This is a genomic window from Mesotoga sp. H07.pep.5.3, from assembly GCF_002752615.1.
GTDB lineage: Bacteria > Thermotogota > Thermotogae > Petrotogales > Kosmotogaceae > Mesotoga > Mesotoga prima.
This window is the reverse complement of the sequence record NZ_AYTV01000001.1, coordinates 77941-103699: the sequence shown is the minus strand read 5'-3', so window position 1 is coordinate 103699 and position 25759 is coordinate 77941. Positions and strand designations below refer to the sequence as shown.

Annotated in this window: 21 protein-coding genes; 14 read left to right on the top strand and 7 right to left on the bottom strand. The window is 43.2% G+C overall.

The features are described from left to right. Positions 1 to 15: 15 nt before the first annotated feature. On the bottom strand, positions 16 to 876 hold the full coding sequence (locus V513_RS00470; protein WP_099771227.1) for a DegV family protein: 861 nt from the start codon (positions 874 to 876) through the stop codon (positions 16 to 18). Positions 877 to 1009: 133 nt separating this feature from the next. Then, positions 1010 to 2341, bottom strand: a complete 1332-nt coding sequence (locus tag V513_RS00465) for a GH1 family beta-glucosidase (protein ID WP_099771303.1) — start codon at positions 2339 to 2341, stop codon at positions 1010 to 1012. A gap of 269 nt (positions 2342 to 2610) precedes the next feature. Between V513_RS00465 and V513_RS00460 the strand changes: the two genes are divergently transcribed. The 6 genes from V513_RS00460 to V513_RS00440 all read left to right on the top strand — a co-directional run bounded on the left by V513_RS00460 (position 2611) and on the right by V513_RS00440 (position 9321). Continuing rightward, the gene (locus V513_RS00460) at positions 2611 to 3663 is read left to right on the top strand and encodes a sodium ion-translocating decarboxylase subunit beta (protein WP_173362785.1); all 1053 of its coding nucleotides are present in this window, start codon (positions 2611 to 2613) and stop codon (positions 3661 to 3663) included. A 13-nt stretch (positions 3664 to 3676) separates the two neighbouring features. Continuing rightward, positions 3677 to 3808 (top strand): hypothetical protein, encoded by a 132-nt coding sequence (locus tag V513_RS14035; RefSeq protein WP_014731466.1) that lies wholly within the window; start codon positions 3677 to 3679, stop codon positions 3806 to 3808. A 72-nt stretch (positions 3809 to 3880) separates the two neighbouring features. Next, positions 3881 to 4918 carry a 3'-5' exoribonuclease YhaM family protein gene (locus V513_RS00455; protein ID WP_099771302.1) on the top strand — a complete coding sequence of 346 codons (1038 nt, stop codon included), beginning with the start codon at positions 3881 to 3883 and terminating at the stop codon, positions 4916 to 4918. 92 nt (positions 4919 to 5010) lie between these two features. After that, on the top strand, positions 5011 to 6858 hold the full coding sequence (locus V513_RS00450) for a CehA/McbA family metallohydrolase (RefSeq protein WP_099771225.1): 1848 nt from the start codon (positions 5011 to 5013) through the stop codon (positions 6856 to 6858). A gap of 841 nt (positions 6859 to 7699) precedes the next feature. Further along, entirely contained in the window at positions 7700 to 8494 is a 795-nt protein-coding gene (locus V513_RS00445; protein WP_099771224.1) for an ABC transporter ATP-binding protein, read from the top strand. Further along, entirely contained in the window at positions 8491 to 9321 is an 831-nt protein-coding gene (locus V513_RS00440) for an ABC transporter permease (protein ID WP_014731461.1), read from the top strand. The genes V513_RS00445 and V513_RS00440 overlap by 4 nt, the downstream gene beginning before the upstream one ends. Before the next feature lie 163 nt (positions 9322 to 9484). Here V513_RS00440 and V513_RS00435 read toward each other — a convergent pair whose 3' ends face one another. Then, entirely contained in the window at positions 9485 to 10462 is a 978-nt protein-coding gene (locus V513_RS00435) for a tocopherol cyclase family protein (protein WP_099771223.1), read from the bottom strand. A 976-nt stretch (positions 10463 to 11438) separates the two neighbouring features. On the opposite strand from V513_RS00435, the gene V513_RS00425 reads away from it, so the two are divergent. The 3 genes from V513_RS00425 to V513_RS00420 all read left to right on the top strand — a co-directional run bounded on the left by V513_RS00425 (position 11439) and on the right by V513_RS00420 (position 12929). Then, positions 11439 to 11699 carry a 2-oxoacid:acceptor oxidoreductase family protein gene (locus V513_RS00425; protein WP_099771221.1) on the top strand — a complete coding sequence of 87 codons (261 nt, stop codon included), beginning with the start codon at positions 11439 to 11441 and terminating at the stop codon, positions 11697 to 11699. Between the two features lie 165 nt (positions 11700 to 11864). Then, positions 11865 to 12020: a hypothetical protein gene (locus tag V513_RS13795; RefSeq protein WP_158309310.1), complete on the top strand. Its 156-nt coding sequence runs from the start codon at positions 11865 to 11867 to the stop codon at positions 12018 to 12020. Between the two features lie 6 nt (positions 12021 to 12026). After that, positions 12027 to 12929 (top strand): carbohydrate kinase family protein, encoded by a 903-nt coding sequence (locus V513_RS00420; protein ID WP_014731458.1) that lies wholly within the window; start codon positions 12027 to 12029, stop codon positions 12927 to 12929. An 84-nt stretch (positions 12930 to 13013) separates the two neighbouring features. Here the strand turns inward: V513_RS00420 and V513_RS00415 are convergent, their stop codons facing one another. Further along, on the bottom strand, positions 13014 to 14804 hold the full coding sequence (locus V513_RS00415; RefSeq protein ID WP_099771220.1) for a YncE family protein: 1791 nt from the start codon (positions 14802 to 14804) through the stop codon (positions 13014 to 13016). Positions 14805 to 14928: 124 nt separating this feature from the next. After that, on the bottom strand, positions 14929 to 16635 hold the full coding sequence (locus V513_RS00410) for a M3 family oligoendopeptidase (protein ID WP_099771219.1): 1707 nt from the start codon (positions 16633 to 16635) through the stop codon (positions 14929 to 14931). Positions 16636 to 16801: 166 nt separating this feature from the next. Here V513_RS00410 and V513_RS00405 point away from each other — a divergent pair, with 166 nt between their 5' ends. From V513_RS00405 to V513_RS00395, 3 genes are all read left to right on the top strand, one after another. Further along, positions 16802 to 17737, top strand: a complete 936-nt coding sequence (locus V513_RS00405) for a carbohydrate kinase family protein (protein ID WP_099771218.1) — start codon at positions 16802 to 16804, stop codon at positions 17735 to 17737. Beyond that, the gene (locus tag V513_RS00400; RefSeq protein WP_014731454.1) at positions 17734 to 19182 is read left to right on the top strand and encodes a glycosyltransferase; all 1449 of its coding nucleotides are present in this window, start codon (positions 17734 to 17736) and stop codon (positions 19180 to 19182) included. The genes V513_RS00405 and V513_RS00400 overlap by 4 nt, the downstream gene beginning before the upstream one ends. 79 nt (positions 19183 to 19261) lie before the next feature. After that, positions 19262 to 20434, top strand: coding sequence for a MalY/PatB family protein (locus V513_RS00395; protein WP_099771301.1), 1173 nt, complete (start codon positions 19262 to 19264; stop codon positions 20432 to 20434). 293 nt (positions 20435 to 20727) lie between these two features. Here V513_RS00395 and V513_RS00390 read toward each other — a convergent pair whose 3' ends face one another. Then, positions 20728 to 21405 (bottom strand): class I SAM-dependent methyltransferase, encoded by a 678-nt coding sequence (locus V513_RS00390; protein WP_257211837.1) that lies wholly within the window; start codon positions 21403 to 21405, stop codon positions 20728 to 20730. Between the two features lie 1689 nt (positions 21406 to 23094). Here V513_RS00390 and nagA point away from each other — a divergent pair. Together nagA and V513_RS00375 are read left to right on the top strand one after the other, a co-directional pair. After that, on the top strand, positions 23095 to 24201 hold the full coding sequence (gene nagA / locus V513_RS00380; RefSeq protein ID WP_006488012.1) for an N-acetylglucosamine-6-phosphate deacetylase: 1107 nt from the start codon (positions 23095 to 23097) through the stop codon (positions 24199 to 24201). A 437-nt stretch (positions 24202 to 24638) separates the two neighbouring features. After that, positions 24639 to 25304: a prolyl oligopeptidase family serine peptidase gene (locus tag V513_RS00375; protein WP_099771217.1), complete on the top strand. Its 666-nt coding sequence runs from the start codon at positions 24639 to 24641 to the stop codon at positions 25302 to 25304. On the opposite strand, the gene V513_RS00370 is transcribed toward V513_RS00375, so the two are convergent. Beyond that, positions 25296 to 25643 (bottom strand): hypothetical protein, encoded by a 348-nt coding sequence (locus V513_RS00370; protein WP_099771216.1) that lies wholly within the window; start codon positions 25641 to 25643, stop codon positions 25296 to 25298. The two genes, V513_RS00375 and V513_RS00370, sit on opposite strands and share 9 nt — an antisense overlap. Between the last annotated feature and the right edge of the window lie 116 nt (positions 25644 to 25759).

Here is a 25759-nt window from a genome sequence, read left to right as displayed (position 1 = left end):
CCGGCGGCTTTTTTTTTACTCCAAGATCGCAGCAACTCCGATCAGACCGGGACCTGTATGACAAACAAGAGATTGAGATATCTGTCCGGTTATTATATGGCTAAGTCCAGCGGCTTTAATCTCTGAAACCGCCATCCTGAAAAGCTCCATGGTTTTCTCACTCTTGTCAGAAGTATAAGCCGCAATGTTCAGCACCCTATTGCCGTCGATGAAATGAATCAGTTTCTCGACGGAGCTTTTCACAGCTCTCTTCATACCTCTTTCTTTAGAAACGCTGTGATAAACACCGCCTTCTCCGACAGTAATTACGGGCTTCAGATCAAGAATATCACCGATGGTGGCGGTAACCTTTCCTATTCGCCCTCCTGCTCTTAGATATTTCAGTACGGGTATGCAGAAGAAAACCTTCGCTTTCCTGACAGAACCCAGAATGTCTTTGACGACTCCTTCAAAAGACTCCCCACTTTTGATCAGCTCAATTGCTTTCATTGCCAGAAGACCAGATCCAATTGAAATATTCTTTGAATCCACTACTTCAATTTTCGAATCGCCATGCTTTTCTGAAAAATCGCGAACATAAGACTTAACCTGATCAAGTGTGCCACTCAGGCCACTTGAAATCCCTATGAAGAGGATCTCGTTGTATCCCTTTTCATAAAGGCTTTCGAAAGCTTCCCCGATTTCGGGCGGTCTTGGAAGCGATGTCTTCGGAAACTTGTTTTCCATGTACTCAAGAAGATCAGAAGTGGAAATATCAATATTGTCCCGATATTCCTTACCATCCAGGACTATCTTCAGTGGCACTTCCCTTACATTGTCTTTTGCTTTAACCTCATCAGGAAGATCACATCCTGAATCCACGACAACTCCGATCATTTCAAAACCTCCTATCAAACAAACTCTTTCACAGTTCTTTATAAGACCTTTGGTATCTTTTCTTCGTTCAGCAGGGCTCACAATGAAAACCACAAATGGAACCCGGCAGTATTTTTCTTAGAAGAGAGCTTTCTCAATCCCGTTCGAGGAAGTCTCTGTAATAGTAATAGCTGCGCTTGGGGATACGTTTAAGACCTTTTTCGTAGTCAACATACACTAATCCGAACCTTTTCGAATAGCCATAAGACCATTCGAAATTATCCAGCAGCGACCAGACATAAAAACCCCTCAGATCTACTCCTGCCTTCAAAGCACTGAGAGCGGAAGAGAAATGCCTCTTCATATAGTCAATCCTTTCAAAATCTTCAACAAAGCCATCAGTCAACTTGTCCTTGCACGCCATGCCATTCTCGGTAATGTATATTGGTTTTTTTCCGTATTCTTTGAATGTCTTGTAAAGAAAAGCTTCAAGCCCCTCGGGGTAGACTTCCCATCCCATTTCTGTCTTAGCAAGTTCACCTTGAATAACCTCACTACCTAGAATACTTGATTCTTCCTTTCTTACCACGTTTCTTGTGTAGTAGTTTACACCCCAAAAATCAAATGGCGTCGATATTAAATCCATGTCACCGTCTTCGATGAGCGGTTGTACTCCTGCATCGTTGAATCTCTTGAAGAGTTCAGAAGGATACTCACCTGTTATGGGTGTCTCAAAGAACCATCCGTTAATGAACTGATCTCGAATTCTTGCAGCCCATCTGTCTTCTTTGCTATCGGTGGCCGGTTCGACGAAAATTGAGACATTAGCAAGACCAATAGTCCCATCTTTGACGACTTCCCTAAAACGTCTCACAGCCTCTCCATGAGAGAGTAACAGGTTGTGAGCCACGGTAAGTGAAGTTTTCAGATCTCTCTTGCCCGGGGCATGTTCACCCCAGAGATAGCTTACATGAGAGGAACAATAAGGTTCGTTCAGCGTGATCCAGTGTTTTACCCTGTCCCCAAATTCGCTGAACACCAAGCTGGAGTAATCGCCGAAATAATGTCTCATATCTCGGCTCTCCCAGCCATCTATTTTCCTATGCAACTCAAGAGGAAGATCCCAGTGATACAGTGTGACCATGGGTTGTATCCCAACTTCCAGAAGTCTATCGATAAGTTTGTTGTAAAAATCCGAACCCTTACGGTTTATCTTTCCTCGACCTTCGGGGAGCACCCTCGACCAGGATATTGAGAATCGATATGAATTAACACCAAGTTGCTTCATTAGCTCAATATCTTCGGAGAACCGGTGATAATGATCGCAAGCAACGTCACCATTGTCTCCGGAATTTACTTTGCCGGGTCTGTGAGAGAAATCAGTCCAAATCGATGGCCCCTTTCCATCCTCAAAATCAGCTCCTTCAATTTGATAGGAAGCCGTTGCTACACCCCAGAGAAAACCCTCAGGAAATACTGCCCTCAAAGCGACCGCCTCCTTGAGATCAACCTCAACTGACAAATCCTACCACAACTCAAAGAATTGAGCAGTGATTGTTTGCTTTTCAGAAAATTAGTCACAAAGACTTTTCGACCCGATCAAAAGCTTTCCGTATGTATTAATATTGTATTTGAAAAAGGGGCAATCCGCTTCCTTTCACACAAAAGTCGAATGTGAAACTTTGAAATACAATTCGGGAGGCATCACCAGTGAATCTACTATCGAACTTTTCTATTCCTTTAGGGAATCTAGTAATGTTTGCAATAGGAGCAATCCTGATCTACTTAGCAATAAAGAAGGAATATGAGCCAATGTTGCTTCTTCCTATCGGGTTTGGAGCTATTCTTACAAATATTCCTGGGTCATCGGCTATTGGAGAGCATGGTGTGCTCACTATTCTTTACGAGGCCGGGATTGCGAATGAACTTTTCCCAGCCCTAATATTCATCGGGATCGGAGCCATGATAGACTTTGGACCTCTATTACAGAAACCCGTTATGTTCTTTTACGGAGCGGCTGCTCAGCTTGGGATCTTCTTGACCATTATTGTGGCAGCGTTACTGGGATTTGACATAAGGGAAGCGATTTCTATAGGGATAATAGGTACAGCCGATGGTCCAACGTCTATTTATGTCGCAAGTAGACTGGCAATCCACATGTTGGGACCGATTTCAGTCGCCGCCTATTCATATATGGCTCTCGTTCCAGTTGTGCAACCACCAATAATAAAACTGCTGACCACTAAGGAAGAGAGAAGGATCCGAATGGACAACAGGACCGAGAAGGTTCCCAAATACGTGAGGGTACTTTTCCCGATCCTAGTGACTCTGTTAGCGGGAATTATTGCACCTGTAAGTGTAGCGCTGATAGGGATGCTGATGTTTGGTAATCTTATAAGAGAGTCCGGCGTACTAAACAAGTTGAGTAATGCCGCTCAAAACGAACTGTCAAACATTATCACTCTCTTTCTTGGGATTACCATTGGCTCAACTATGACTGCAGAAGCATTTCTTAATTCAAGAACCTTGTTGATTCTCTTTATGGGGCTTGTCGCTTTTGTATTGGATACGATGGGCGGAGTTGTTTTCGCCAAGATCTTGAACGTTTTCAGAAAGCAGAAGATAAACCCCATGATAGGTGCTGCAGGAATTTCTGCTTTCCCGATGTCTGCCAGAGTTGTTCACCGTATGGGACTGGATGAAGATCCGAACAACTTTCTCATAATGTATGCAACCGGAGCAAACGTTGCAGGTCAGATAGGTTCTGTACTGGCCGGTAGCATTGTTCTGGCACTTTTTCTTGGATGAAAGGAGTTAAGTGATGAATGAAGCCGTTTCCAAAAGCATAATGATCTTTGTTGAGGGCTATCCGACAATGTTTCTTGCTACTGTTGCCTTCTTTATAATGATAAAACTGCTGATGAAGTCTGCATCAAGAAAAGATGCAGGCTAGTCTGTTTCTGACTACCGGTACTATGAAACTCGTTTCAGAGAGTTTTAAATGTTGCAAAAGGAGCAAGACACGATGATTGATGGAAAAAGTGGAAGTTATCCCGTGCTTTCCGAAATCCTCAGAGAATACAACTCTGCGCTCGACAGGGTCGAAAACTATGTTAATTCAAAGCAAGGTTTCTTCTTCATATTCAGTTCAAAGAGGATAGAGGGAAGCAGAGGCCCATACTATGACTGTCTCGTAGGGGATTCTAAGTGTAGAACTGAAGCAAAGGCATGGATCAGTGAACAGGGCTGTTTGGAACCGGTTGAGGGCTGGATAGGTCTTGCAGACTACCTTATAGATAACAGGTTTGGATTGAGCATAAAAATCAGGAAGCTCTTCTCAATAAGTGAAATGGAAAGCTACAGCTCAGGCTCGATAACCCAGCTGCTTCCAATTGTTGAAGACTTAGAAAAGATAAAATCCGAAGTTCTGGAACTTGTAGAGTCGATCAAAGATAAGTATCTGAACACTCTTGTAAAGCGGATGGTTTCTGATGATGGGGTTTGCCCTGACTTCTTTGAAGCGCCTGCAGCAAAAGTCTATCATCATGCCAGAATCGGTGGTTTGGCGGAACACAGTCTCTCTGTTGTTAGATATGCACTGGCTTTAAGAGAAGCGTCAAACTCCAGACCAAACATTGACAGAGATCTAATCATTGCAGGAGGTTTTCTGCACGACATTGGAAAGACAAGGACCTACATAACGGAATCTTTCAAGTTTGATTATTCCGATGATGGTTATCTAGAAGAACATATAGCTATTGGCGCCAGGTTGATCGAATTAGAAGTCTCCAAAATTAGCGGCTTTCCGGAGGAAACCAGAAGAAAGCTAATGCACATAGTGTTGAGCCATCACGGGGAACTGCAGTTCGGTTCACCGGTAACACCGAAAACCCGAGAAGCAATACTGATATGGCTTTGTGACAATATTGATTCAAGGCTTGACAATTTTGAAAGCCATGCTTTTTCTGCTTCAAAAGAAAGCAGATGGACAGACTTCTCAAAGATGCTTCAAAGCAGATTATACTTAGGTAAAATCGAAAACGAAGAAGAGATTGGAGACTGATATCCTATCTAGATAGGAAAAACAAGATGTGTTGATTCTCCTGAGCTTCAGTGATCTTACATAAAAAACGTTGATTGTGAAAGGGTGATTTGATGAAAAGGTTTGTATTGGTGGCGCTGCTTCTCCTATCATCTGTCGCCTCAGTTGGCGGCAATCTCAACCTTTACTTCGGGAACCCCCACTCCCATACTTCTTACTCGGATGGCTCAGGAATTCCGGAAGAGGCTTATTCCTACGCCAAGGAAGTCCCGGACCTCGACTTTCTAGCAATAACCGATCATGCCTATTATTTCGCTCAAGATCTTCCTGATGGCAGGAACAAACTAGCTGCAACAATAGAGGCGGCTATTGAAGCAACATCTGAAGACTTCCTATCATTTGTGGGGTTCGAATGGACGGCGACAGGAACAGGACACATCAACGTTTACGGCACAAGTGATTGGACCGATAGAGTCAAATCCGATCTCTGGCAGCTCTATGACTGGATAATCGAGCATGATGCCGTCGGTCAATTCAATCATCCAGTGAGAGATTTCGGTGACAACTTCAAGGAATTTCAGTATTCCCCGGAAGCCGATCTCTATATGAATCTTATAGAAGTAGGCAATGGAAGCTGGTGGGAAAACGATACAATTGTCGAAGAGATGTTCAGTGCATATCGGGAAGCACTTCGTAAAGGATGGCATCTTGGTACGACCCTTGGTCAGGATAACCACAAACCTAATTGGGGAGGTGCAAATGACTCCAGAACAGCCGTCTTCGCAACCGATCTGAGCGAAATATCGATACTGGAAGCATTTAAGAAGAGAAGAACATACGCGACGGAAGACAGGAACATTGAGATTCATTTTTCAACCGAGGAAGCATTCATGGGAGACATAGTACGTGATGCCGATAGAGTTGAACTTAGAATACTTATACGTGATACCGCGGATGATCCTTTGGAAATTGTCCAAATCTACTCGAATGACGGGGTTATTGCAAATTTTCTTGTAGACAGTCACGAGTTCTATATTGAGATGGCAACAAATATTGAAGTTGGATTTCAGTACTTTTTCGTATACGCAAGAGGCCATGACGGCGAGGAAGCAGTTTCTTCTCCGATTTGGGTAGAAAGATCTTGCCCTATTCACCTCTATAATTCAGCCGCATTTCCGGAAAGTGTCAAGCCCGGAGAAAGAGTGACTCTTTCATTCCAGATCTCAAACCTTTCCTCTGAAGAAGCTTCTTCTTTGCTTCAGATAGAGAATCTAGAAGGGATTATCCACGAAGAGATTGTGACGCTGGAGGGATTCGAATCGAAGATAGTTCATCTCGAAAGGACCGCAGAAGAACATGATGCAAGGATACTTTTCCTTCTTGATTCAGTTCCGTACTCTAGCACCTGGTTAGAGATAAGAAGTTCTGCCTCTCTCAATGTTCTGGTGGATAGGAGTCACATCAATTACGCAAGTGACGAGCGAGAAAAACTGAAGATGCTACTCGAAGAAATGGGCAACAGGGTTTCCACTGCAGATAGGATCTTCAAAGTTGGTGAACTCGATACTATAGATGTCCTTCTACTTCCACTTCCTGGAGCAGGTGGGAGTTTTGATCGTCTGAAAATACTAATGCCTCAGCAATCGAATATCATAAAGGAATTTATTATGAACGGTGGCAGACTGATTATAACAGGCACAGGAGATGAAATCAGCAATGAAATTATCTCTTCCTACAATAAGCTCTTGGAAGAGATGGAAATTTATGCAACCTATGAAAAAGCCATTACTAGTGATGCAGTTGAACTCGACGGGATCGTGTTCGATGGACTTTCCGTTCTTCGGGGAGAGTCAGGCAGGCATGTTTACGGGAAGGGCGAGATTCTTCTCTTTCCCGGTGATCCATTCACAGACAATGTGATCGAAAACAACAAAGAGCTTCTTGACCAGTCATTTAGATGATCGAGACCTTTTTGATTAGACCAACCTGAACAGAATTGTCTATACAGTCATCGGAAACGTTTGATAACCGCCTTGATCTTTGGATTACTTTAGACATAAATTCATCGACAAGAGACGGATTATTTAGTCATCGTGTGAATAAGGTTATCAAATTTAAGAACCACTTTAGGAAATCTTAGAGTTTAATATTTGAATTTCTCCCCCATTATGCTATAATTCCTTAGCAACAGGTACATTTACTACGAAGGAGGCACAGTTTGATGACCATGAGAGCATACGTTCCGGCAACCGTTTCCCTTAACCGGGTATCCGGCGATGCCGTACTGTGCCACGCCTTCTTCCGTCGTGTGAGGTATAAGATCGTATAACGACAATTGGATTATGAAGGACCGTGGCTTGCAACAGCCGCGGTCTTTTTTTTTGACACTAAGGAGGTGCAGAAATGTTTGAGAAAAGCCTTTTGAAGGAAACCGAGAAACGAAAGCAGATTAGCAGCAGAAACAGAAAGAACCAAAACGGAGAATCCGGCCAATATCGATAGTGTTCTTTGGATACTTAGACGGGCCATTCTCTCCTAATATCAAGGGGGTAAATATGTTCATCGTTATTGGATCGCCAAGAAAGAAGAGGGAAATCGAAACGACGGCCCTCCCGCCTTTTATCGAAAAACCGAAAAGCTTGGCAACACTGGCCAAGACAAGGTAGAAAACAGGAGGAGATATCAATGAAAAATAAGATCAGAGGCTCAAAGAGCGTTTTTATAGATGGCTTGGTTGATAAGCAGAAGATAGAAATCGAGAGCAGGTTCAGCAGACCTCATTACCTTTAGGAAGGTGAGAACATGGCAGACGCTTTGCTTGCCAACAATATAGTGAAAGCATTTAAGAAGAGTAGAAAGGAAATCATAGCACTAAAAGGGATAAATTTGAGAATAAAGGAAGGAGAGATTTTCGGTCTTCTAGGTCCAAACGGTTCGGGAAAATCAACCTTTATCAGAATTGCCTCAACACTCTTGATTCCAGATAGAGGAAGCATATCCATTTTCGGGTACGATTCCGTTAGTAATTCTGCATCGGTTCAAAGAATGATAAACAGAGTTTCAGTCGAGGCAAGTTTCTTCAGGAAGCTTTCCGCAGTGGAGAATCTCTGTTTTTCAGCAGGACTATATGGAATTCCACGGCGTGAGGCTCTCAAAAAGATAAACGGTCTCGCCGAGAGATTCGGACTGGATCTCAAGAGATTGAAAGATCCGCTAGAAGACTTTTCCAGAGGTATGCAACAGAAGGTAGCCATTGTTAGGGCCTTCATGACTGAACCCAAAATGCTACTCTTGGACGAGCCGACCACGGGACTTGATCCAAGGGCAAAGAGGGATGTTCAGAGTCTTATTAGCGATGTGAAGAACACCATGAATACAACCATGCTCTTGACAACGCATGACATGGATGAAGCGGAGAAACTCTGTGATTACGTTGCGATAATTCACTTAGGAAGAATCGTTGCTTCTGGACGACCGTCAGAACTGAAGAAGCAGTTGCTCGGTAAAGTTGACAATCCAAGCTTTGAAGATGTCTTTCTCGAATTCACTGGAATGAGTATCGAAGAGGCCGAATATCAGGAGGTTGAGTCAGCATGAATTCACAGGCAATAGCCCGGGAGCTTCGCGCCTCCTGGGCCTTTATTGAGCGGAATTTCAACTTCACCAAGAGATACTGGAAGTGGGAACTGGTTTTCTTCGTTTACACCATGGCAAACTCTGTGACAATGGGTTTCATCGGAAAGGGAGTCGAAGCCTTTTCAGGGACGAAGCTCGATACAAGCTATCTGATCCTTTACATGTTGCTTGGATCGATACTGTGGGGCTATCTTTCAATTCTCTTCGAGATAGTAGCTGAGACCGTTGCCTGGGAAAGATGGGAAGAGACTATCGAATACACCTTCATGGCACCGGTTAGAAGAGCTACTCATTTATTGAGTACGTGCGGATATGCCATTCTATATGGAATACTTAGAAGTGGTCTTATTTTAGTAGTCGTTTCAGTCTTCTTCGATCTAGATCTTGGAAGAGCCAATTTTCTGTCGGCGGCTGGAATACTGGCGGTTTCAAGTTTTTCATTCGTTGGACTGGGAATTGTCGCTGCCGTGTTGCCTCTGATCTCACCTGAAAAAGGCGTTCAAGTAGTTCATATCTTTCAGGCCTTGCTTCTGATGTTCTCAGGTGTGTACTACGAAATCGATGTGCTTCCGGTGTGGATGCAACAGGTTGGAAAGCTCTCTCCCGCTACTTATGCTTTAAGAGGAATGCGATCATCGATACTTGAAGGCAGAACCATGGCGGAGATGTGGAATGATGTTTGGCCTCTGATTCTTCTTGGAGCACTTCTACTTCCATTCGGCCTCGTGTTTTTCAAGAGAATGGAGGTTTGGGCGAAAAAAAGAGGGGTGCTGAAAAGAAGTGGCTAGAGGATTCGGAAACAATTTTTTCGGAATCTTATGTTAGAGGGCATCCAGGAAACTAGGGATGCCCTTTTTTCACATACATGTAAGAGATAAACTGCTAAAGAGGAACGGAAGAATCCCCTCAGCAACAATATCCAGTCCTCTAATGATTGAACAGCACAGGTTCTCATTTACTTTTTTCCTTCAGCTTAAGCTCCCCAACAACTTCTAGGCCGGAATTTGTCCCGGTACCTTCAAACAAGACCGCATCGTTTCGGAAGAGTCTCACCGTTATTTCAGACGTAAGCGATTCATCAATTTTCCCACTCATACTACCTTCTACAGGCGAGATTAAATGCGCTCCAGAAGTCTTTTTTGCACTGACATTCAAGGAAAACCCTGCCTGTCTAAGTTGGAGGAATACTTCGTTGTCCAAAACCTCTACTCTATCGATCTTTGCTCCCCTGTAGGTAGCGAATTTATAGAGCTTTTCTTTAAACAGAAATGCGCAGAGGCAACCGGTGAAACTCCTTCCCAACCATGGAATCGTTGCAATCGACAGCATTAATGAGGTTCTCTCGAGATCAAAGCTGTTGCTCTGCATCCAGACCCACGCCTTTGGAAATGATCTTCCCCAATCCTTTTCTATATATCCTCTGCCTCCGGAAAGATCTATCAGTTCATCATCGATTCTTACTTCTCCCTCAAGTTTGTGGTCCATGCTGACGACTCCGTGGTAACATTCCATGAAAGGTACAAAGGAAAAAGGCCCCATGATCCCAGGGGAATAGAACTTTCTAGGCCAAAGGTACGGCTCCAAGATCCTTATGTTCCCAGCAATTCTGTGATTCTCATTGCACATTTCCAGAATCACCGCTCCGGCCGAAAAATGATTTTTCGAGATCTCAACAGAGAAGCGTTTCTTATCAGAATGGAACTCTCCCAAGGGATAGTTGAAGTTGCCGGATTCATTCTTCCCACCCGAGAGGAATTGAACAAAAGCGTGAGCATCTTCTCTCGACGAATTCAAGGACACTCCCGGTATGACTGCAAATGACTTTTCCTTCTTCCTGTCAACAAACTTGAAGTACCAGCCTTCAAAAAAACCTTTTCTCGAAGAAGTTCCATGATAAAGAGATGAATTGAACAACGCGTATAGATTCACATCGCACCTCCTAATATATTCTACTTTTCACTCACGAGAGACTTCTAGGCAATCTCGTATTCTGGTTCTTCTTGACATCTGAATGTTAATATTGATTATTGATATGATCTAAACTGTACAACCTGTAGTTGTCGCGAACCATCAGTTTCGTTTCTTTCTAGCAACGCTGCCCGTTTGATCTTCGTGACATCTAATTCAGATAATCCTTTCCAGTCAAAATGCAGAGGAGGTAAGAAATGGGAAGTACAGTGCATGCAAAGGTAGATTTCAAAGATGGCTTCTCCGGTTCTGGAATTACCGATTCCGGTTACTAGGTAAGAATTGGAAAAGAAGGATCAGCTCCTTGCAATCTGCTCCTAATGGGTCTGGCATAATGCCTTCGCGATACATTTCTCGATATTCTGAAAAAGAAGAGAATTGAGATTGTCTCGACTGAAATCGAATTATCCGGAGAAAAGAGGGACGAGATTCCAACTACTTTGAAGCTTTGTCAAATAAAGGTTAGAGTTTAGTGAGTGAATGCATCTAACAGAGGTTTGAGAAATCTTTCGAACTAAAAAATGAGTAATGTTCAGTATATAAAACAATATCCAGTGTAAAGGTGGGAGCCTATGAAGAGGATTGGCGAAATACTCCTCTCCCAGGAAAGTGGTTCGGAGATTATGATGGGGAACTAGCTTCTTGTTGAACGGGCTGTCGAAGAAGAAGGCTTCAAGGTGATTATCGTGAAGCATTCGTGTATGCTGGAGTTCACTAGAGAACTGAAAAGGAGCCATAAACCATTGCCAAATCCTGTTAAAACCGGAATGATATGTAACAGAAAGTATGTATTGCTGACTTTGCCTGTCCGAGTTATCAAGCTGCCTAAGACGGTTCAATTTGGTTTCAACACGATCTCTGTATCGGGGATAGATCCTGAGTTCAAACCTGCCCCTCAGAGTCAAATGAATCCGATGATCAGTGAAGGGGTGAAAGCATGAGGAGGTTTGACGTTTGTATAATTAAAGTTGGTGGACAGTGCATAGGACTGCTCAACGAAATTCTTCTTGGGACCGTCGACCACTCCGGTCAGTGGGCTATCGGAACCGATACCCATGGACTGGCTCAGAGAGGGGGTACGGTTTTATCTCAGCTAAGAATTGGTAATAATGTTCATTCGGTATTGATCAAGAAGCACCCTGCTCAAATGATGATAGCCCTTCAGCTTTATGAAGCATTGAGAGGGATGGTGAACTAACTTAGAAACGGGGGAATACTGGTTATACCATGACACTGTTTGGCAACCATTGGATGTCCTTTTGAGAAGGACAAAAGAAGTAAATAAGGATGACATCGAACGGGAGGCAAGGAATCGAAATTCAAAGGTGATTTCAGTATTGAGAGAAGATTTGAGGATCCCCAGATGCAGAATGTAGTTCTTGTGGGAACTATTGCTCACAAAAATGTGATTCCAGGAATTTCAGTTGAGCATTACGAAAAGGCTCTCTCCGGTCTTCTGGGAGGAGAATTGCTCAAGGAGAAACTTGAGCTTTTCAGAAGCGTTGTTAAACAGGAGTGATTCTTTATGGGCTTCGAAGTAGCTGTAATTGGCGCCATCGGGATTGATACAAACGTCTATTTATCGGGCAGCGAGATAGACTTTTCGGTAGAGGCGACATTTACTGAAGTTGTGGATTGCATCGGCCAGGCAGGTGGATATGTCTGTCAGTCTCTGAAAAGGCTTGGCCACGAGGTCTGTTTTATCGGATACGTTGGATCGGACTATTTTGGAGACCACATCCGGGAAACTCTATCAGCACAGGGCATCGACATCGCTTTCCTTGGAGTCGATCCACTGGGAACTAAGAGAAGCGTAAACATTATGTACAAGAACGGTGAGCGAAAGAACTTCTATGACGGTAGAGGAGCAATGGCCTTGAAGCCGGATGCTGAAGCCATAAAGAAATACCTATTTGGAACCAAACTTGCCCACGTCAATATTGTGAACTGGTCCAGATTTCTTCTAAAACCTTTAAGAGAAGCAGGGCTTGTAATTTCTGTAGATATCCAGGATGTAACGGATCCCGATGACCTGTACAGAGAAGACTATGTTAGAGAGGCTGACGTTCTCTTCTTTTCATCAACAAACTTTCGAGATCCCACCCCCATAATATCAAAATACCTGAGGGTTCGAAACGATAGAATTGTGATCTGTGGAATGGGAAAGAGAGGATGTGCATTAGGCACGGAGCACGGAATCAACTTCTTCGGCCCGGTTGAGCTTGATGAACCTGTAGTCGACACAAACGGAGCAGGTGATAGTCTTGCTGCGGGGTTTCTTTCGAGCTACTTCCTTGAAGGATATACTTTAGAGGAATCAATTCTGAGAGGCCAGATAGCTGCCAGGTATTGTTGCTCAAAGAAAGGGGTCTCTTCCGATCTAATAACAAAGGAACAGTTGGATGAAGCTTTTGCAGGAAAGAAATAGAACTCTAAGAGATCTCTGTCATAATTCATTATTTATTCTTCACTACAAAAAGAGAAAGGCCGGCTAAAGCCGGCCTTCGTTCCATCATTCAGGTCTAACGTCAGGGAAGATTATTATGTCTTCACTGGGTAGACTCTCAAATAACACCTCATTCGTCATGTAATCCATAAGAATTACCCTGTGCATTCCCAGAGCATCCTTTTCTGTGAAATAGACGAAATCTCCCTCTATCTTCACAGAAGGCACGGGCGCATCCATGAACATAACGTTATAAGCTATCACGGTGTCTTCCCCTGTACTTAAGTCATATACATGGAGAGAATCATAAGAGAAATCCGAGTATTCGTCGGGGTACTCGAAATAGATTATCTTGTTATTATTGCCGTAGGCAGCCCAGAAGGCTGGAGCATCTGTATCAATAAGGGATTCTTTTGTAAGATTGACAATTTCTCCATCGTAGTCTACCGCGTAAGTTTCATCCAAAGACAAGAAGACCAGATCATAGAAACTCTCGATTGACTCGATGACCTGACCCGATTCGACATCGATCACTGAGAAGTAATCTCCGCCAGTCGATACAACTACCTTGGATCCATCCGGTGACCACGCAACAGGTACCATACTGTATTCTTCAGACAATGTCCATATAATGTCCATGCTGCTATCTACCATTGAGATTGACTCTCCCCATGTATCCATGATCAATAATCGATCTCTGTTGGGGGAAAGAGAATAAACATCACATCCATCAAATCTGGCCTCTCTTTCTCCTTCAACTATGACTCCATCCATCTTTTCAGATATGTAGACATAAGTTCTCGCATCTAGAAACTGTCCATAAATAGCACTTGAAACTGTTCCCCGAAGCGATGCGTAAGCATCATAGAAACCAATGTTGATCTTCTCGAAATCGAGGTTCACCGTGTTGTACGATACGGCAGTCTCCTCATCTGAGAGAATCTCTGCCAGCTTCATAGGTTCAGGAACTCTTGAAATCCACGAAAAGATCCAGGACAACTCCTCGTAGTTGAGAACAAACTCCTGAATATTCGAAATCAGCGATGCTTCGTCGTTGGCCAGGACAATCGCGGTGAACAAATCGGTTACATATTCAGGGATATATATATACTCGATCAAGGACAGCGCCTCGTAAATTTCAGTATCGTCGTCTCTCGACTTGCCCTGCAGAAACCATTCTACTGCATCATCATAATAGCCTATCTCCAGATCAAGGATTCCATTTAGATAGTAGTACATCGGTGAAGAGCTAAGAAATTCTGAATTCTCACTTAGCAGACTTCTAGCGGTTGAAAAGTCGTAATCGTCTATCAACCCCACAATATAAGGAATCAAATAGTCAGTCTCTCCAAAATCCTCTACAAGGATTCTCGATACAAGCAGATGAAGATCGACTGGATAAAGGTCGACAGACTCCGCATGGAGAAACTCGTAAATCTCGATCTGATCTTCGCTAAGTCTGTTTACAGACTGTCGGATAGCCTCCTCCGACATGGCCCAGCCGCTATTCAGGGACTTAAGATAGAGTAGCATAGAGTTCTTGTCTGGCCGAAGATCAAAAAGGATCTCGGATATTTCTTCGGCGTAATCTGAATAAGCATTTTCAAGCAACTTCTCAATTCCTTCTTCAATCAACGGATACATTGCTTCGGGAATCTCATCAACAGCCATTATTACTTCTTTAAGTGTCGTTCCATAATTTTCAAGTTCGTAATTCTCATAATAGATTTCCAGCAATGCTTTGAGACTCTCGACATCCAAAGGATTTTCGGCTATCTTGGCCTTGAGTTCTTCAACCTGTCCCAATACAACGAACGGTACCATCATCAGAACTATAACAAAGACGATTTTTCTCATTCAAACACCTCCTCGCCAATTCTAACTCTGTGAGCTTCGCCGAAGCTATCCTTCTCTTGAGTAGATTTAATTATGATGGATTACGTCCTTGCGAACTGTCTATTCTTTCAAAGAAGCACTCTCTTCAAAGCAAAGCTAGCTCGCTTTCAACAAATCGGACGAGTTCAAGCAGGTAATGCTCCGAAAAATCGAATTTTATACCTGCGCTTTCAAACAATTCGTCTAGCGGCCTTGAATAACCCATTGAAAGGAACTTCTTGTAATCCTTTATGGCCTTAGAGCCATTTTGCCTATAGTTTCTGTAAACAGCGAGAGCCCCAAGTTGAGCAATTCCGTATTCTATATAGTAGAAGGGATTCGTAAAAATATGTGGCTGAAGAAGCCAGCGAATCTTCTTCTCTTCTTCGAGTCCTGTCCAGTCGACTCCAGTGTTAAATCGATCAAAAACCAAAGAGAATTTCTCATCTCTTTCCGAGGAAGAATGATCGGGGTTTGTGTAGATCCACTGCTGGAACGAATCCACAATCATACACCATGGCAGAAAACTCAAAGTTCCGGCCAGTTCCTCTTTTCTTGCAATCCTTACCTCCTCTTCTGAGTAGTATTCATCCCAATAATCCATCGTCAAAAGTTCCATAGACATGGAAGCCAGTTCGGCAGCTTCGTGGGTTGCGTGTCTATAAGCTATCAGTTTCTCATCTGTCGTTGCAAAAGAGTGCATCGCATGTCCCGATTCATGAAGTATGGTTTTGACATTTGCGGGAGTTCCCGTGGCGTTCATAAAGATGAAAGGAGCGCCGGTTTCATCTAAGGGGTAGTTGTAGCCACCTGGAGCCTTTCCCTTTCTGTTTTCGAGATCAAGCAGACCGTTCTCCTTCATCTTTAAGAGATTAACGCCGAACTCCGGGTCAACCTTCTGAAGTACTCTGATAGCCTTCTGTATGAATTCCTCCATTGTTTCAAATGGCTTTAGCACTCTTCCCGAAGGCTCAACACTAATATCCCAGGGTCTTAGTCTATCCAACCCGAGTTCTTTCCGTCTCTTCTCATTAAGCTCCGAAACAAAAGGAACTACAACTTTTTCTACCGATTCATGAAATCTGTGTACATCCTCGACTGAATAGACAAATCTGTTCTTCTTCTGATGCATATAGTCTCTATAACTACTGAATCCAGAATTTGCCGCCTGAGGAACCCTTACAGAAAGAAGTTTATCAAATAGGTTCTCAAGGCTTTCATGTACTTCATCAAGTTTGCTCATTGAAAGCCGCCAGGCTTCTTCGCGAGTTAAGCGGTCCGGTTCCAGCTGGAACCTCGATAGCTGCGAAAGAGTGTATTCTTTTCCTCGAAACTCTGCAGTTATTGAACCGATGGTCGCCGCATATTCAGACGCCATTTTCTTCTCCTGAACCTCCAGAGAGAGATTATCCTCATTGAAAAGCTCAACCGCATTAGAAACTATCGCATCGAAGTTCTCATATCGGAAAGGATCTAACTCCCTTCTGTGAATGCTATCGTAGTATTTTTTCATAAGCCTTATTCTGTAAGGCTCTGCCTTCGAATAAACATCTTCGAAGAATTTCGAATAATCAAGTCTCTTCTTCTCGTTATCAGCAAATCTTGTCATGTCGATGTACTTCCATGCAAGCTTCTCTTGAAGAATCATGAATAGCTCACTCCAGTGAAGCAGGAAGTTCTCTAGCGAATCTCTATCAACAATTTCGTATTCCTCAAGCCTCTTGAGCTCGCTCTCCAGATTCTCCCAAAGCGATAAATCAATATCACTTCCAACATATCTTCTTTGGAGCCTTTTTAAAGATATTTCCTCCATTTACTAAACCTCCTGTCTCAAATATGTGTAGCTATTGTTAACTTGATTATACACGCCTCCCGCTTTGAGAATCTGGTTTCTGAAGAGCTATGTTTGAGCAGATCCCGGATCCGTGAACGGAAATAGACTCTCGAATGATAGACTAATAAGAGAAGGAGGCGTTGAATTGTCTCGAATTGCCGTCGTTGGTGAGCTCCTTATTGATCTGATATCTACCAATACTGTGAAAGATCTAGGCGAAGCAACTTCTTTTCGAAGGTTCTTTGCGGGTTCGCCTGGAAACCTTGCATCGAATCTTAACGACCTGGGTATCGAAAGTATTCTTCTATCAAGAGTTGGAAATGATCCTTTCGGAAGGGCTTACCTTGAGCATCTTCGTCTAAAAGGGATCGATACTTCCTTTGTCCAGCAAGACCAGGAAGCCCATACCTCTATGGTCTTCGTTTCGAGATCTCAGTCATCCCCACAGTTCTCGGCCTTCAGAGGCGCAGATTGCTTACTTGAGGAACCGTATGATATTGATAGCTTCATGAAGGACATAGACTTTATTCACTTCACTACATGGCCGTTATCGTGTGAGAGGTCTCGAGAGGTTTGCTGCAAGCTTGTAGATTATGCACTTCGAACGGGAGTAAGGATCACATTCGATCCCAACTACAGACAAATTCTTTGGACTCACAATCAGGATGGTTCGGAATTCACAATAGGGTTCCTCGAGAATGTCTTTCTTGTCAAACCTTCTGAAGATGATGCTAACGAAATTTTCGGCCCTGGAGAACCTCTTGATTACATCCGTAAATTCCATGAATCTGGAGCGAAAAACGTCATTCTGACTCTGGGGCAAAAAGGATCAATGATATCCGACGGAAACAGGGTAGTAACCTTGCCATCTTGTGCGAGAAGAGTAGTAGATACAACAGGAGCTGGAGATGCATTTTGGTCAGGAGTTTTATTCGGATTGCTCGGTGGAAAGGACATATTTGAATCGGCAGTGTACGGTAACTACTGCGCGGGCTTCCGCATTGAACACGAAGGAAAGGAAGTGATCTTACCTTCTATAGATGCTCTGAAGGCGATTTTCGAGGCAGGTGATTATTTGTGAGAGTTGCGTTTATAAACCCGCAGGGAAACTTCGACAGGGAAGACAGTTACTGGACGACTCATCCGGATTTTGGGGGCCAGTTGGTCTATGTTAAAGAGGTCGCTTCGGCTATGTCGGAAATGGGAATCAGGTGTGACATAATCACCAGAAGAATAATCGATGAGAGATGGCCCGAATTCGCCGATGAATTCGACTACTATCCAGGAAAAGAGAATCTCAGAATCGTTCGGATTCCCTTCGGCCCCGACGGATTTCTAAGAAAAGAGGACTTATGGCCCTACCTAGGTGAGTTCTCAATAAGAATAATAGAGTTCTATCGGGCAGAGCGCACGATGCCGAATTTTCTTACAACACATTACGGAGATGGAGGTCTTACAGGCGCTATGTTATTCAAAGAAACGGGGATTCCTTACTCGTTCACCGCTCACTCCTTAGGGGCTCAGAAACTAGACAAGCTACTTCAGACGGGAGAAAACCGCATGAAAATCGAAGAGGAGTTCAAGTTCTCCTATCGAATTGCGGCAGAGCGTATCTCTATGAAGTACTCTGCAGTGAATTTTGTTTCAACTTCGATGGAAAGATTTCAGCAGTATAGCCATCCCCTTTACCGTGAGTTTTCTGACGTCGGAAACGATTCAAAATACTCTATCGTGCCTCCCGGTGTCAATACGGATATATTCACTGCAAATCCATCGGAATTGGACGAAGCAATAGAAGATAGATACAAAGAGGCTGTTGAAAGATTTTCAAATGCATCGAGGTTTCGACTTCCGATGATCGTTGTCTCAAGCAGATTCGAAGGAAAGAAGAACCACATTGGAATAGTCAGAGCCTTTGCAAATGATCGTGAACTCCATGAGTCAAGCAATCTTGTAATCGTCACGAGAGGGATTAAAAATCCATACGAAGAATTCGACTCTCTTGAGGAACCTGATCGTTCAGTTCTGAAGGAAATCATCGACCATATCCGCAGAAATGGAATTGAATACGGAGTGATTTTCCTTAACATTGAGAATCAGCACGAACTATCCGCCCTATATAGAATCTCTACAAAGAGGAAATCGATTTTCGCTTTGACATCTCTGTATGAACCGTTCGGCCTTGCACCGATTGAAGCTATGGCCTGCGGGCTGCCAGTAGTAGCAACCTCAAATGGTGGACCGGCAGAGAGTTTAAGAGAAGACAACATTGAATATGGAGTGCTAGTAGATCCTCTTGAAACAAATGATATTGTTCGCGGATTGAAAAAGGCTCTCTTCAGCAGTCCCTCTTTTTGGGAAGAATTAAGTTCAAGAGGAGTCGATCGGGTAACCGAAAAATATACATGGCGATCAAGCGCTGAAAACTATCTCAACGTGATCAAAGAAAAAATCAAGGGGGAATATCCCGAGCCGGAGATTCCAGAATGTCTTTACTCGGGTGATGGTCTTCCGTTTATTGAGTAGTCCAGAAATTCTTTCAGCTCAACCAGTGATAATCTTGAATGTGAACATAGATGACATTTCTAAGAGATGGAGGAAAGCTGTGAAATACGACTTTGACAGAGTTATCGAGAGAAGAGGAACAAATTGCATTAAGTGGGATCACGCAGATCTCTTTTTTGGAAGGAATGATCTGCTTCCGATGTGGGTAGCCGATATGGATTTTGAGTCGCCCCCTGAAGTTGTCGAGGCAATAGTCTCAAGAGCAAAGCATGGAATCTACGGATATACCGCAAGATCAAAAGCTTACCACGAGTCTATCGTGAATTGGCTTTATAGAAGACATGGCTGGAAGATAAAGGAAGAGTGGATCGCACACGCTCCTGGAGTTGTCGCGGCAGTTCACATTGCCATTATGGCGCTTTCTCATCCTGGAGACAGGGTGGTTGTGCAGACACCGGTGTATTATCCTTTCTTCAAAGCAATCAAAGAAACGGGTCGACAAATGATTCTGAACCCTTTGAAGGAATCAGACGGAAGGTACTCAATGGATTTCGAAGACCTTGAAAGAAAAGTTGATTCAAGAACGAAGATTATCATTCTCTGCAGTCCCCACAATCCAGTCGGAAGGGTTTGGAGAAGAGATGAGCTCTCAAGGCTGGGAGAGATCTGTTTGAACAGAAACATCAAGATAATCTCTGACGAGATCCATTCGGATCTGGTTTTTGGCAATAACAAGCATATACCTACAGCAATGATTTCTGACGAGGTTTCTTCCATAACACTGACATGCGTTGCGCCAAGTAAGACTTTCAATCTCGCTGGCCTCTCTTCAGCAGCGGTAATTTCGTCATCCAGTGAACTTCTAGGAGAATACTCGAGTATGATGAGCACAGTTGGAGCCGGTATGTCTAACGTTTTTGGCACAGTCGCTCTTGAAACGGCTTATAACAATGGGGAACGTTGGCTCGAACAACTACTTGAATACATTAATGGGAACTTCGTGTATATGAGAGATTTCTTGAAAACCAATTTCCCGGAGCTGAGAGTTGCTGATCTCGAAGGAACCTATCTTGCATGGATCGATTTTAGAAATACAGGTATGAGTGTTGAAGAGCTCAGGAGCTTTCTGTACGAAAAGGCAAAGGTTGGCTTTGAAGACGGCTCGATATTCGGTGAAGAAGGCGAAGGGTTCATGAGGGTGAATCTTGCCTGCCCAAGGGCCATAGTTGAAGAGGCAATGAAGAGATTAATTACTGCCAGGAAATCCGAGTGATTTTCAAGTTTGCTAAGAATGTTGTAACTTACTCTGATCGGAAGAAAAGAAGTACATATAGACTTAAACAATAGTCACGCTGGGTTAATTGACAATTCCACATTTTTGACTAAAATGAATTGAAGAATCAACTCCTTCTCGACTCGATCAAACAGAGACATGCTAGACCCCACCCCTGTTCGGAAATTCCCAAATAGAAAACAGGCTCTTCACGAGAGGGCCTGTTTTGTTTCTGACCATTAAGGTGTCTTTCTCACTTCTTTCTCAATTTGAAAGAAATGTATCTCTTTCTATCAGTGAATAACAACAAACTCAAGTCCGACAAGATCGGAAATTACTTGCATTGTTCTGACAGTATAAAAGGATATATGACTCATATCTCTCATGTAGTACCAGTCAAGAAACTGCTGATGATCTTGTGGATGAAAAAGAGTCATGACTGAAAGCAATCCATCATGCTCAAGATAGCCCGAAAGCATTCTAAAATACTTTACGGGTTCCGCAAGGTGTTCGAAAACCTCAGTTGAGGTGATTAGATTGTATTTTTTCCCCTTAAAGACCTCATTTGGCGAGAAGTAAAGATCATAGATGTCCATTTTGAAGCCGTAATCCCTTTCAAGTATAGTTGCAAGCACAGGCGATGGACCACTTCCAAAATCAAATCCTCTTCTTCCTTTTGAGAGGAAAGGCACAACTGCAGAATCGATGAAATCTTTGAAAAACGCAACGTATCGCGGGTCCTCGATGCTATTATTGTGCCTATTATAGATCTTCAGCTCTTCTTCTTCTGAAATCCAATCGGCCGGATCCTTCGAGATGAACTCACAGTTTCCGCAGTGGTGATATTTCACCTTTAATGTGCGATTATAGATCTCTCGCGTTTCAGAACCACAAATTATGCATTCATTTAGCACGTTTAACCATTCCGCAAGTGCCCCCTGTCTTTCCTTGATTATACATTTGATGTCCATGCTTTTGCAGACTCTACCTACTGCCCTTAATCAATCTCAATTCTCCATGTTCCAATTAGAAATTATAAAGTCTGGATCATAACTATTCCAACATTCCTCGAATCTTTGGATCCTTAACCATCTAATCAGTTGACAAATCCCCATTCAAAATTCTACATGATCTATTACATTGAACTTTTTTCTTGTTCTGGAAGAAATACTTATCCACTTTCCAATAATAATTATATTTATCTAAGATTGTTTTAGTTTCTCTCTTGACTTTTTATTATTTTATGTGATATATTATTAATGTCGAAGCAGAGATTAATAAAAAGGAGGTGTGAGAATGAGAAAAGTGAAAGATCCAGCGTCCATAGAAAGAGCAATCAGAAAGTTCAAAGAGAAACTGGCAGGAGAGTCCTTCCCACATTACCTATGAAGGAGGTGAGGAAGATGAGAGGAAGAGAAAGAAAGGTTCATTACAGAGAAAGGGAGACTTACTCAAACATCATTGAAGATTCAATCAGATCAAGAGTAATGAACATCAGATAAGAGAGGAGTGGTTTGAATGAGATTCAGGGAGAAGAAAGACTTCAAGGCGATAGACAGATTGATCGAGAGTGAAAGAGAGACTGTTTACAGCAACTTACTTATCAATCCGAGATTTTGATTGGAGAAGAGGAGGAAAGAAGATGAAGAAGAGAAACATGAAGGAAGTAGACAGGATGGTTTCACAGGTAAGAGAGAGTGCTTTCGGTTCCTTGATGATGAATCCCAGGTTCTAACTCCGAAGAGAAGGGGGTGAGATCATGAGAAAGAGAAGAGAGAATTTAGCGGATGTGGATAGATACATTGACAAGATAAAGACAGATGCACTGAAGAGATACATGAGCTCTATCCACAACTGAAAAGAAGGAGAGGCGTTCAAATTGATAGAATCCAAAGGAATACTGGATACCAAATAACTGAAGACCCGTTCCATAACTTTCCAAAGGGTCTTCAGTTTTTATTGTAGAGTCTGTGGAAAGAGATGGTCGTTCCTTTGCTATGGCAGATCAGTTATAGAATGCAAGACGCAATATCGGCAAAGATCGTGCCGGGACGCAAGGCTGCCTCCGGCAGGAAGTGAGGCTCGCTGGCGCGAGGAAGTGATGCCCGGAAGGACATCCAGGGAAGTGATGCTGGCGCTTACGGCCAGGAGGCTGAAAAAAAGTCAGAGAATAAGATCCAGTGCAAAATCGACAAGAGATATTCGTCTCCTCTGGTACTCACCTGACGGGATCACTGTCCCGCCTTTTCCCGTAACGTTCACTACCATGGCTCTTTACCACAGCAGCTTACGGCGGTTTGAAGCCTCCACCTGCATGGCGGCTTCGAGGGTTCCTCCCTCATCTTCAATTAAGCATGGCTTGAAGTTTCCTTCTTCGCCTTCTTGGCACACCCCAACCTCGAACCTCGTCGCGTTTTGGCAAGAACGAGGAACAAATCCTCTCTCTTGAATAACAGTTCTCCTCGACGAATCTGTTTTGTCCCTATTCCTACCGCCTACTTACTACCCGCGATCATGATCTCCCCTTTATTTGGCCAAATGCTCAATCTCATGGTTGCCAAAAAACACATCTCCTCTTGACAGACGAGCTTTCTCAACACAGAAATTGTATTGAAGAAGAATAGGTGTAATAATTGAGTTGTGAAAGGAGATGACCTTGAATGGAACTGGAAAGAATTCTCGTAGTTGATCCAATAGATGGTGAATACACAGCAGATGTAAGGATTTCTGGAAGCAAAATCGAATCAATCAAGAAGACCGGAGGAGATTTCAGATCGATAGCTATGCCCGGCTTCGTTGATACTCATTCGCATGGCGCCCTTGGAATAAATTGCATGACAATGAACCATGAAGGGTTGGAAAAGTGGGAGGAATTTGCTCAATCTCATGGTGTGACTTACCTTCTCCCAACCACAGTATCTGCTAGCGAGGAAGGAATGAAGAGAGTTGCAGATCTTGTATCTAAATACATTTCCGACAGGTCAAGAACGGTGGTTCACGGAGTGCATTTCGAAGGTCCATATATTAACCCCAAGAAGAAAGGTGCTCAAAATCCGGAAGCAATTAGGCAGCCAACACTATCAGAGATAAATTCTGTGCTTTCAGATGTAGTTATGATAATTACGATGGCCCCCGAGGTTGGAGGATTTTTGGAGGTCCTTCCCGAGATAATAAAGCGAGAAATCACTGTCTCGATCGGACATACAGACGCCACTTATAACCAGATCAAGGCTGCTTATAAGTTAGGTGCCAGGAGGATGACTCACTTCCCCAACGGTATGAACACCCTTCACCATAGAGAGATTGGTTGTGTTGGAGCGGGATTCCTGCTTCCTTTGAATCTCGAAATGATTGTCGACGGAGTTCATACCACGCCTGAATTCGTAGAAATGGTCTACAAAATCCGTGGAAGCGAAGCGATAATTCTTGTTACCGATTCTCTTGATGCAACGGGTTTGGATAATGGGATTTACGATCTCGGTGGTCTAAGGGTAGAAGTAAAAGACAATGTTGCAACACTTGAAGACGGGACTCTAGCCGGAAGTACTCTGACAATGGACAAAGCAATAAGAAATTTCAAGAGGTGGACTGGCTGCAATTTTCAAGAACTGGCGAAAGTATCTTCCTACAACGCTCTTAAGAATCTTGGCATCTCCAACAGGGGAAGATTCAAAGAGGGCATGATTGCCGATATTGTGTTGCTTAGCAAAGAACTGGAGGTCGAAGAAACGATTCTAGCTGGCAAATCTGTGTTCATTTCCAAGTAGCTATGAGATCGCGAAAGCCAGAGTGGGTAGCTTTTCCCAAAAGAAAGGCTCTCTGATTTTTGAAGATTTTTAAGAAGAAGATTATAGTGACTTTTCTCGTCGAACGTGCATTGTATTGAGTAGATTTAATTAAGATTCATTACGCATTTCCAAACTATTCCACTAGGATCTGGTGCTGTATTGACAGAGCCACTTCACCAGAATTTACGAGCTTGACCCTATTCATTAATCCGGACTGCCAGAGTAACTCTCCTACTGTCTGCAAGCTTTTTCTAAGATAAGTTAACAACGATCACTGTGGCAAGAATGATACATATCCTCTTATTTGGGAGAATGGACTGATTTCTTCAAGAAGACTCACGACTATTGTTTATGCAGAGAATTCTCTGTCGATAATGATATGCTGTAGGTTGAAGTCTGATAAGGAGGTGCGAAAAATGGAGCTTCATAAATCAACCATCGCTTATTCACTCAAAAGGAAGCTGGACTACCTTCTCTCACTCCCCTTACAATACAACGAAGAAGATACTGAATGGCCGCTTATTCTATTTCTTCATGGAGCGGGTGAGAGGGGAGACAATTTGGAGCTACTGAAGAAGCACGGAATTCCACGAGTGGTTAGCGAAATGAGCGATTTTCCTTTCATAACCGTCTCGCCACAATGTCCGGAAAATGATTGGTGGCTGAACAGACTTCAGGACCTCAGATTTCTCCTAGAATCGATCATTAAGCAGTACAGAGTCGATCCCTCAGCAATCTATCTCACAGGCCTTTCTATGGGAGGTTTCGGAACCTGGCATATGGCAGTTGAGTACCCAGATTTGTTTTCCGCCATAGCTCCAATTTGTGGCGGAGGATTAGGGATTTTGGGGTTCCCGGAAAGAGTGATCGACATCAAGGATTTGCCTGTTTGGGCCTTTCACGGTGAAAAAGACAATATTGTCTCTGTTGAAGAGAGCAGAATTCTTGTGAAAACTTTGAAGGAAGCCGGAGGAAACGCAATGCTAAAGATCTATCCCGATGCAGGCCATGATTCATGGACAGAGACTTACTCGGATCCGGAACTTTATGAATGGTTCATGAGCAAGCGTAAACTAGGTTGACTTCGTTCTTATGGAACTTACCTGAGATCTGTTGAGAATCATTCTGGATGGTTTGAGATTTCCAGTTCTAAAACCTCTCCTGCTCCTGACAATCTGTTTACGAGCCTCAAAATAAACTCTTAGTGAAAGAACCCAGATCACTGCTACCAATATCCAAACCGCTATCAGCATTATCAGGAGCCACCCAAACCCTTCAAGTCTTTCTCTTGCTCCAAAGAATTTCGTGATTCCATAAATCGATACGGGAGTTACTATTCCGAGTAAAACCGATGCTCTTATGAAGTTGTTTCTTATGAGTCCTATTTTGGGCCTTCTGCTTCTCCTTGCCGCAAAACCCATTAAATCACCACCTCAAGTTACTTCTTATCTGAGTAATGTAATTATACACTGATTGTTTTGCCTGCCCTTTAATAGAGAAATACTTTCGCCGAAAACTTCCAACAGAAGACATATGA

Excerpts from the sequence above, each read along its gene's own strand:
- V513_RS00460 (WP_173362785.1), top strand. The coding sequence starts at position 2,611 with ATGTTTGCAATAGGAGCAATCCTGATCTACTTAGCAATAAAGAAGGAA.
- V513_RS00415 (WP_099771220.1), bottom strand. The coding sequence starts at position 14,804 with ATGAGAAAAATCGTCTTTGTTATAGTTCTGATGATGGTACCGTTCGTT.
- V513_RS00455 (WP_099771302.1), top strand. The coding sequence starts at position 3,881 with ATGATTGATGGAAAAAGTGGAAGTTATCCCGTGCTTTCCGAAATCCTC.
- V513_RS00390 (WP_257211837.1), bottom strand. The coding sequence starts at position 21,405 with ATGGACATCAAATGTATAATCAAGGAAAGACAGGGGGCACTTGCGGAA.
- V513_RS00445 (WP_099771224.1), top strand. The coding sequence starts at position 7,700 with ATGGCAGACGCTTTGCTTGCCAACAATATAGTGAAAGCATTTAAGAAG.
- V513_RS00370 (WP_099771216.1), bottom strand. The coding sequence starts at position 25,643 with ATGGGTTTTGCGGCAAGGAGAAGCAGAAGGCCCAAAATAGGACTCATA.
- nagA (WP_006488012.1), top strand. The coding sequence starts at position 23,095 with ATGGAACTGGAAAGAATTCTCGTAGTTGATCCAATAGATGGTGAATAC.
- V513_RS00410 (WP_099771219.1), bottom strand. The coding sequence starts at position 16,635 with ATGGAGGAAATATCTTTAAAAAGGCTCCAAAGAAGATATGTTGGAAGT.
- V513_RS14035 (WP_014731466.1), top strand. The coding sequence starts at position 3,677 with ATGAATGAAGCCGTTTCCAAAAGCATAATGATCTTTGTTGAGGGCTAT.
- V513_RS00425 (WP_099771221.1), top strand. The coding sequence starts at position 11,439 with ATGAGGAGGTTTGACGTTTGTATAATTAAAGTTGGTGGACAGTGCATA.
- V513_RS00440 (WP_014731461.1), top strand. The coding sequence starts at position 8,491 with ATGAATTCACAGGCAATAGCCCGGGAGCTTCGCGCCTCCTGGGCCTTT.
- V513_RS00470 (WP_099771227.1), bottom strand. The coding sequence starts at position 876 with ATGATCGGAGTTGTCGTGGATTCAGGATGTGATCTTCCTGATGAGGTT.
- V513_RS00450 (WP_099771225.1), top strand. The coding sequence starts at position 5,011 with ATGAAAAGGTTTGTATTGGTGGCGCTGCTTCTCCTATCATCTGTCGCC.
- V513_RS00420 (WP_014731458.1), top strand. The coding sequence starts at position 12,027 with ATGGGCTTCGAAGTAGCTGTAATTGGCGCCATCGGGATTGATACAAAC.
- V513_RS13795 (WP_158309310.1), top strand. The coding sequence starts at position 11,865 with ATGCAGAATGTAGTTCTTGTGGGAACTATTGCTCACAAAAATGTGATT.
- V513_RS00375 (WP_099771217.1), top strand. The coding sequence starts at position 24,639 with ATGGAGCTTCATAAATCAACCATCGCTTATTCACTCAAAAGGAAGCTG.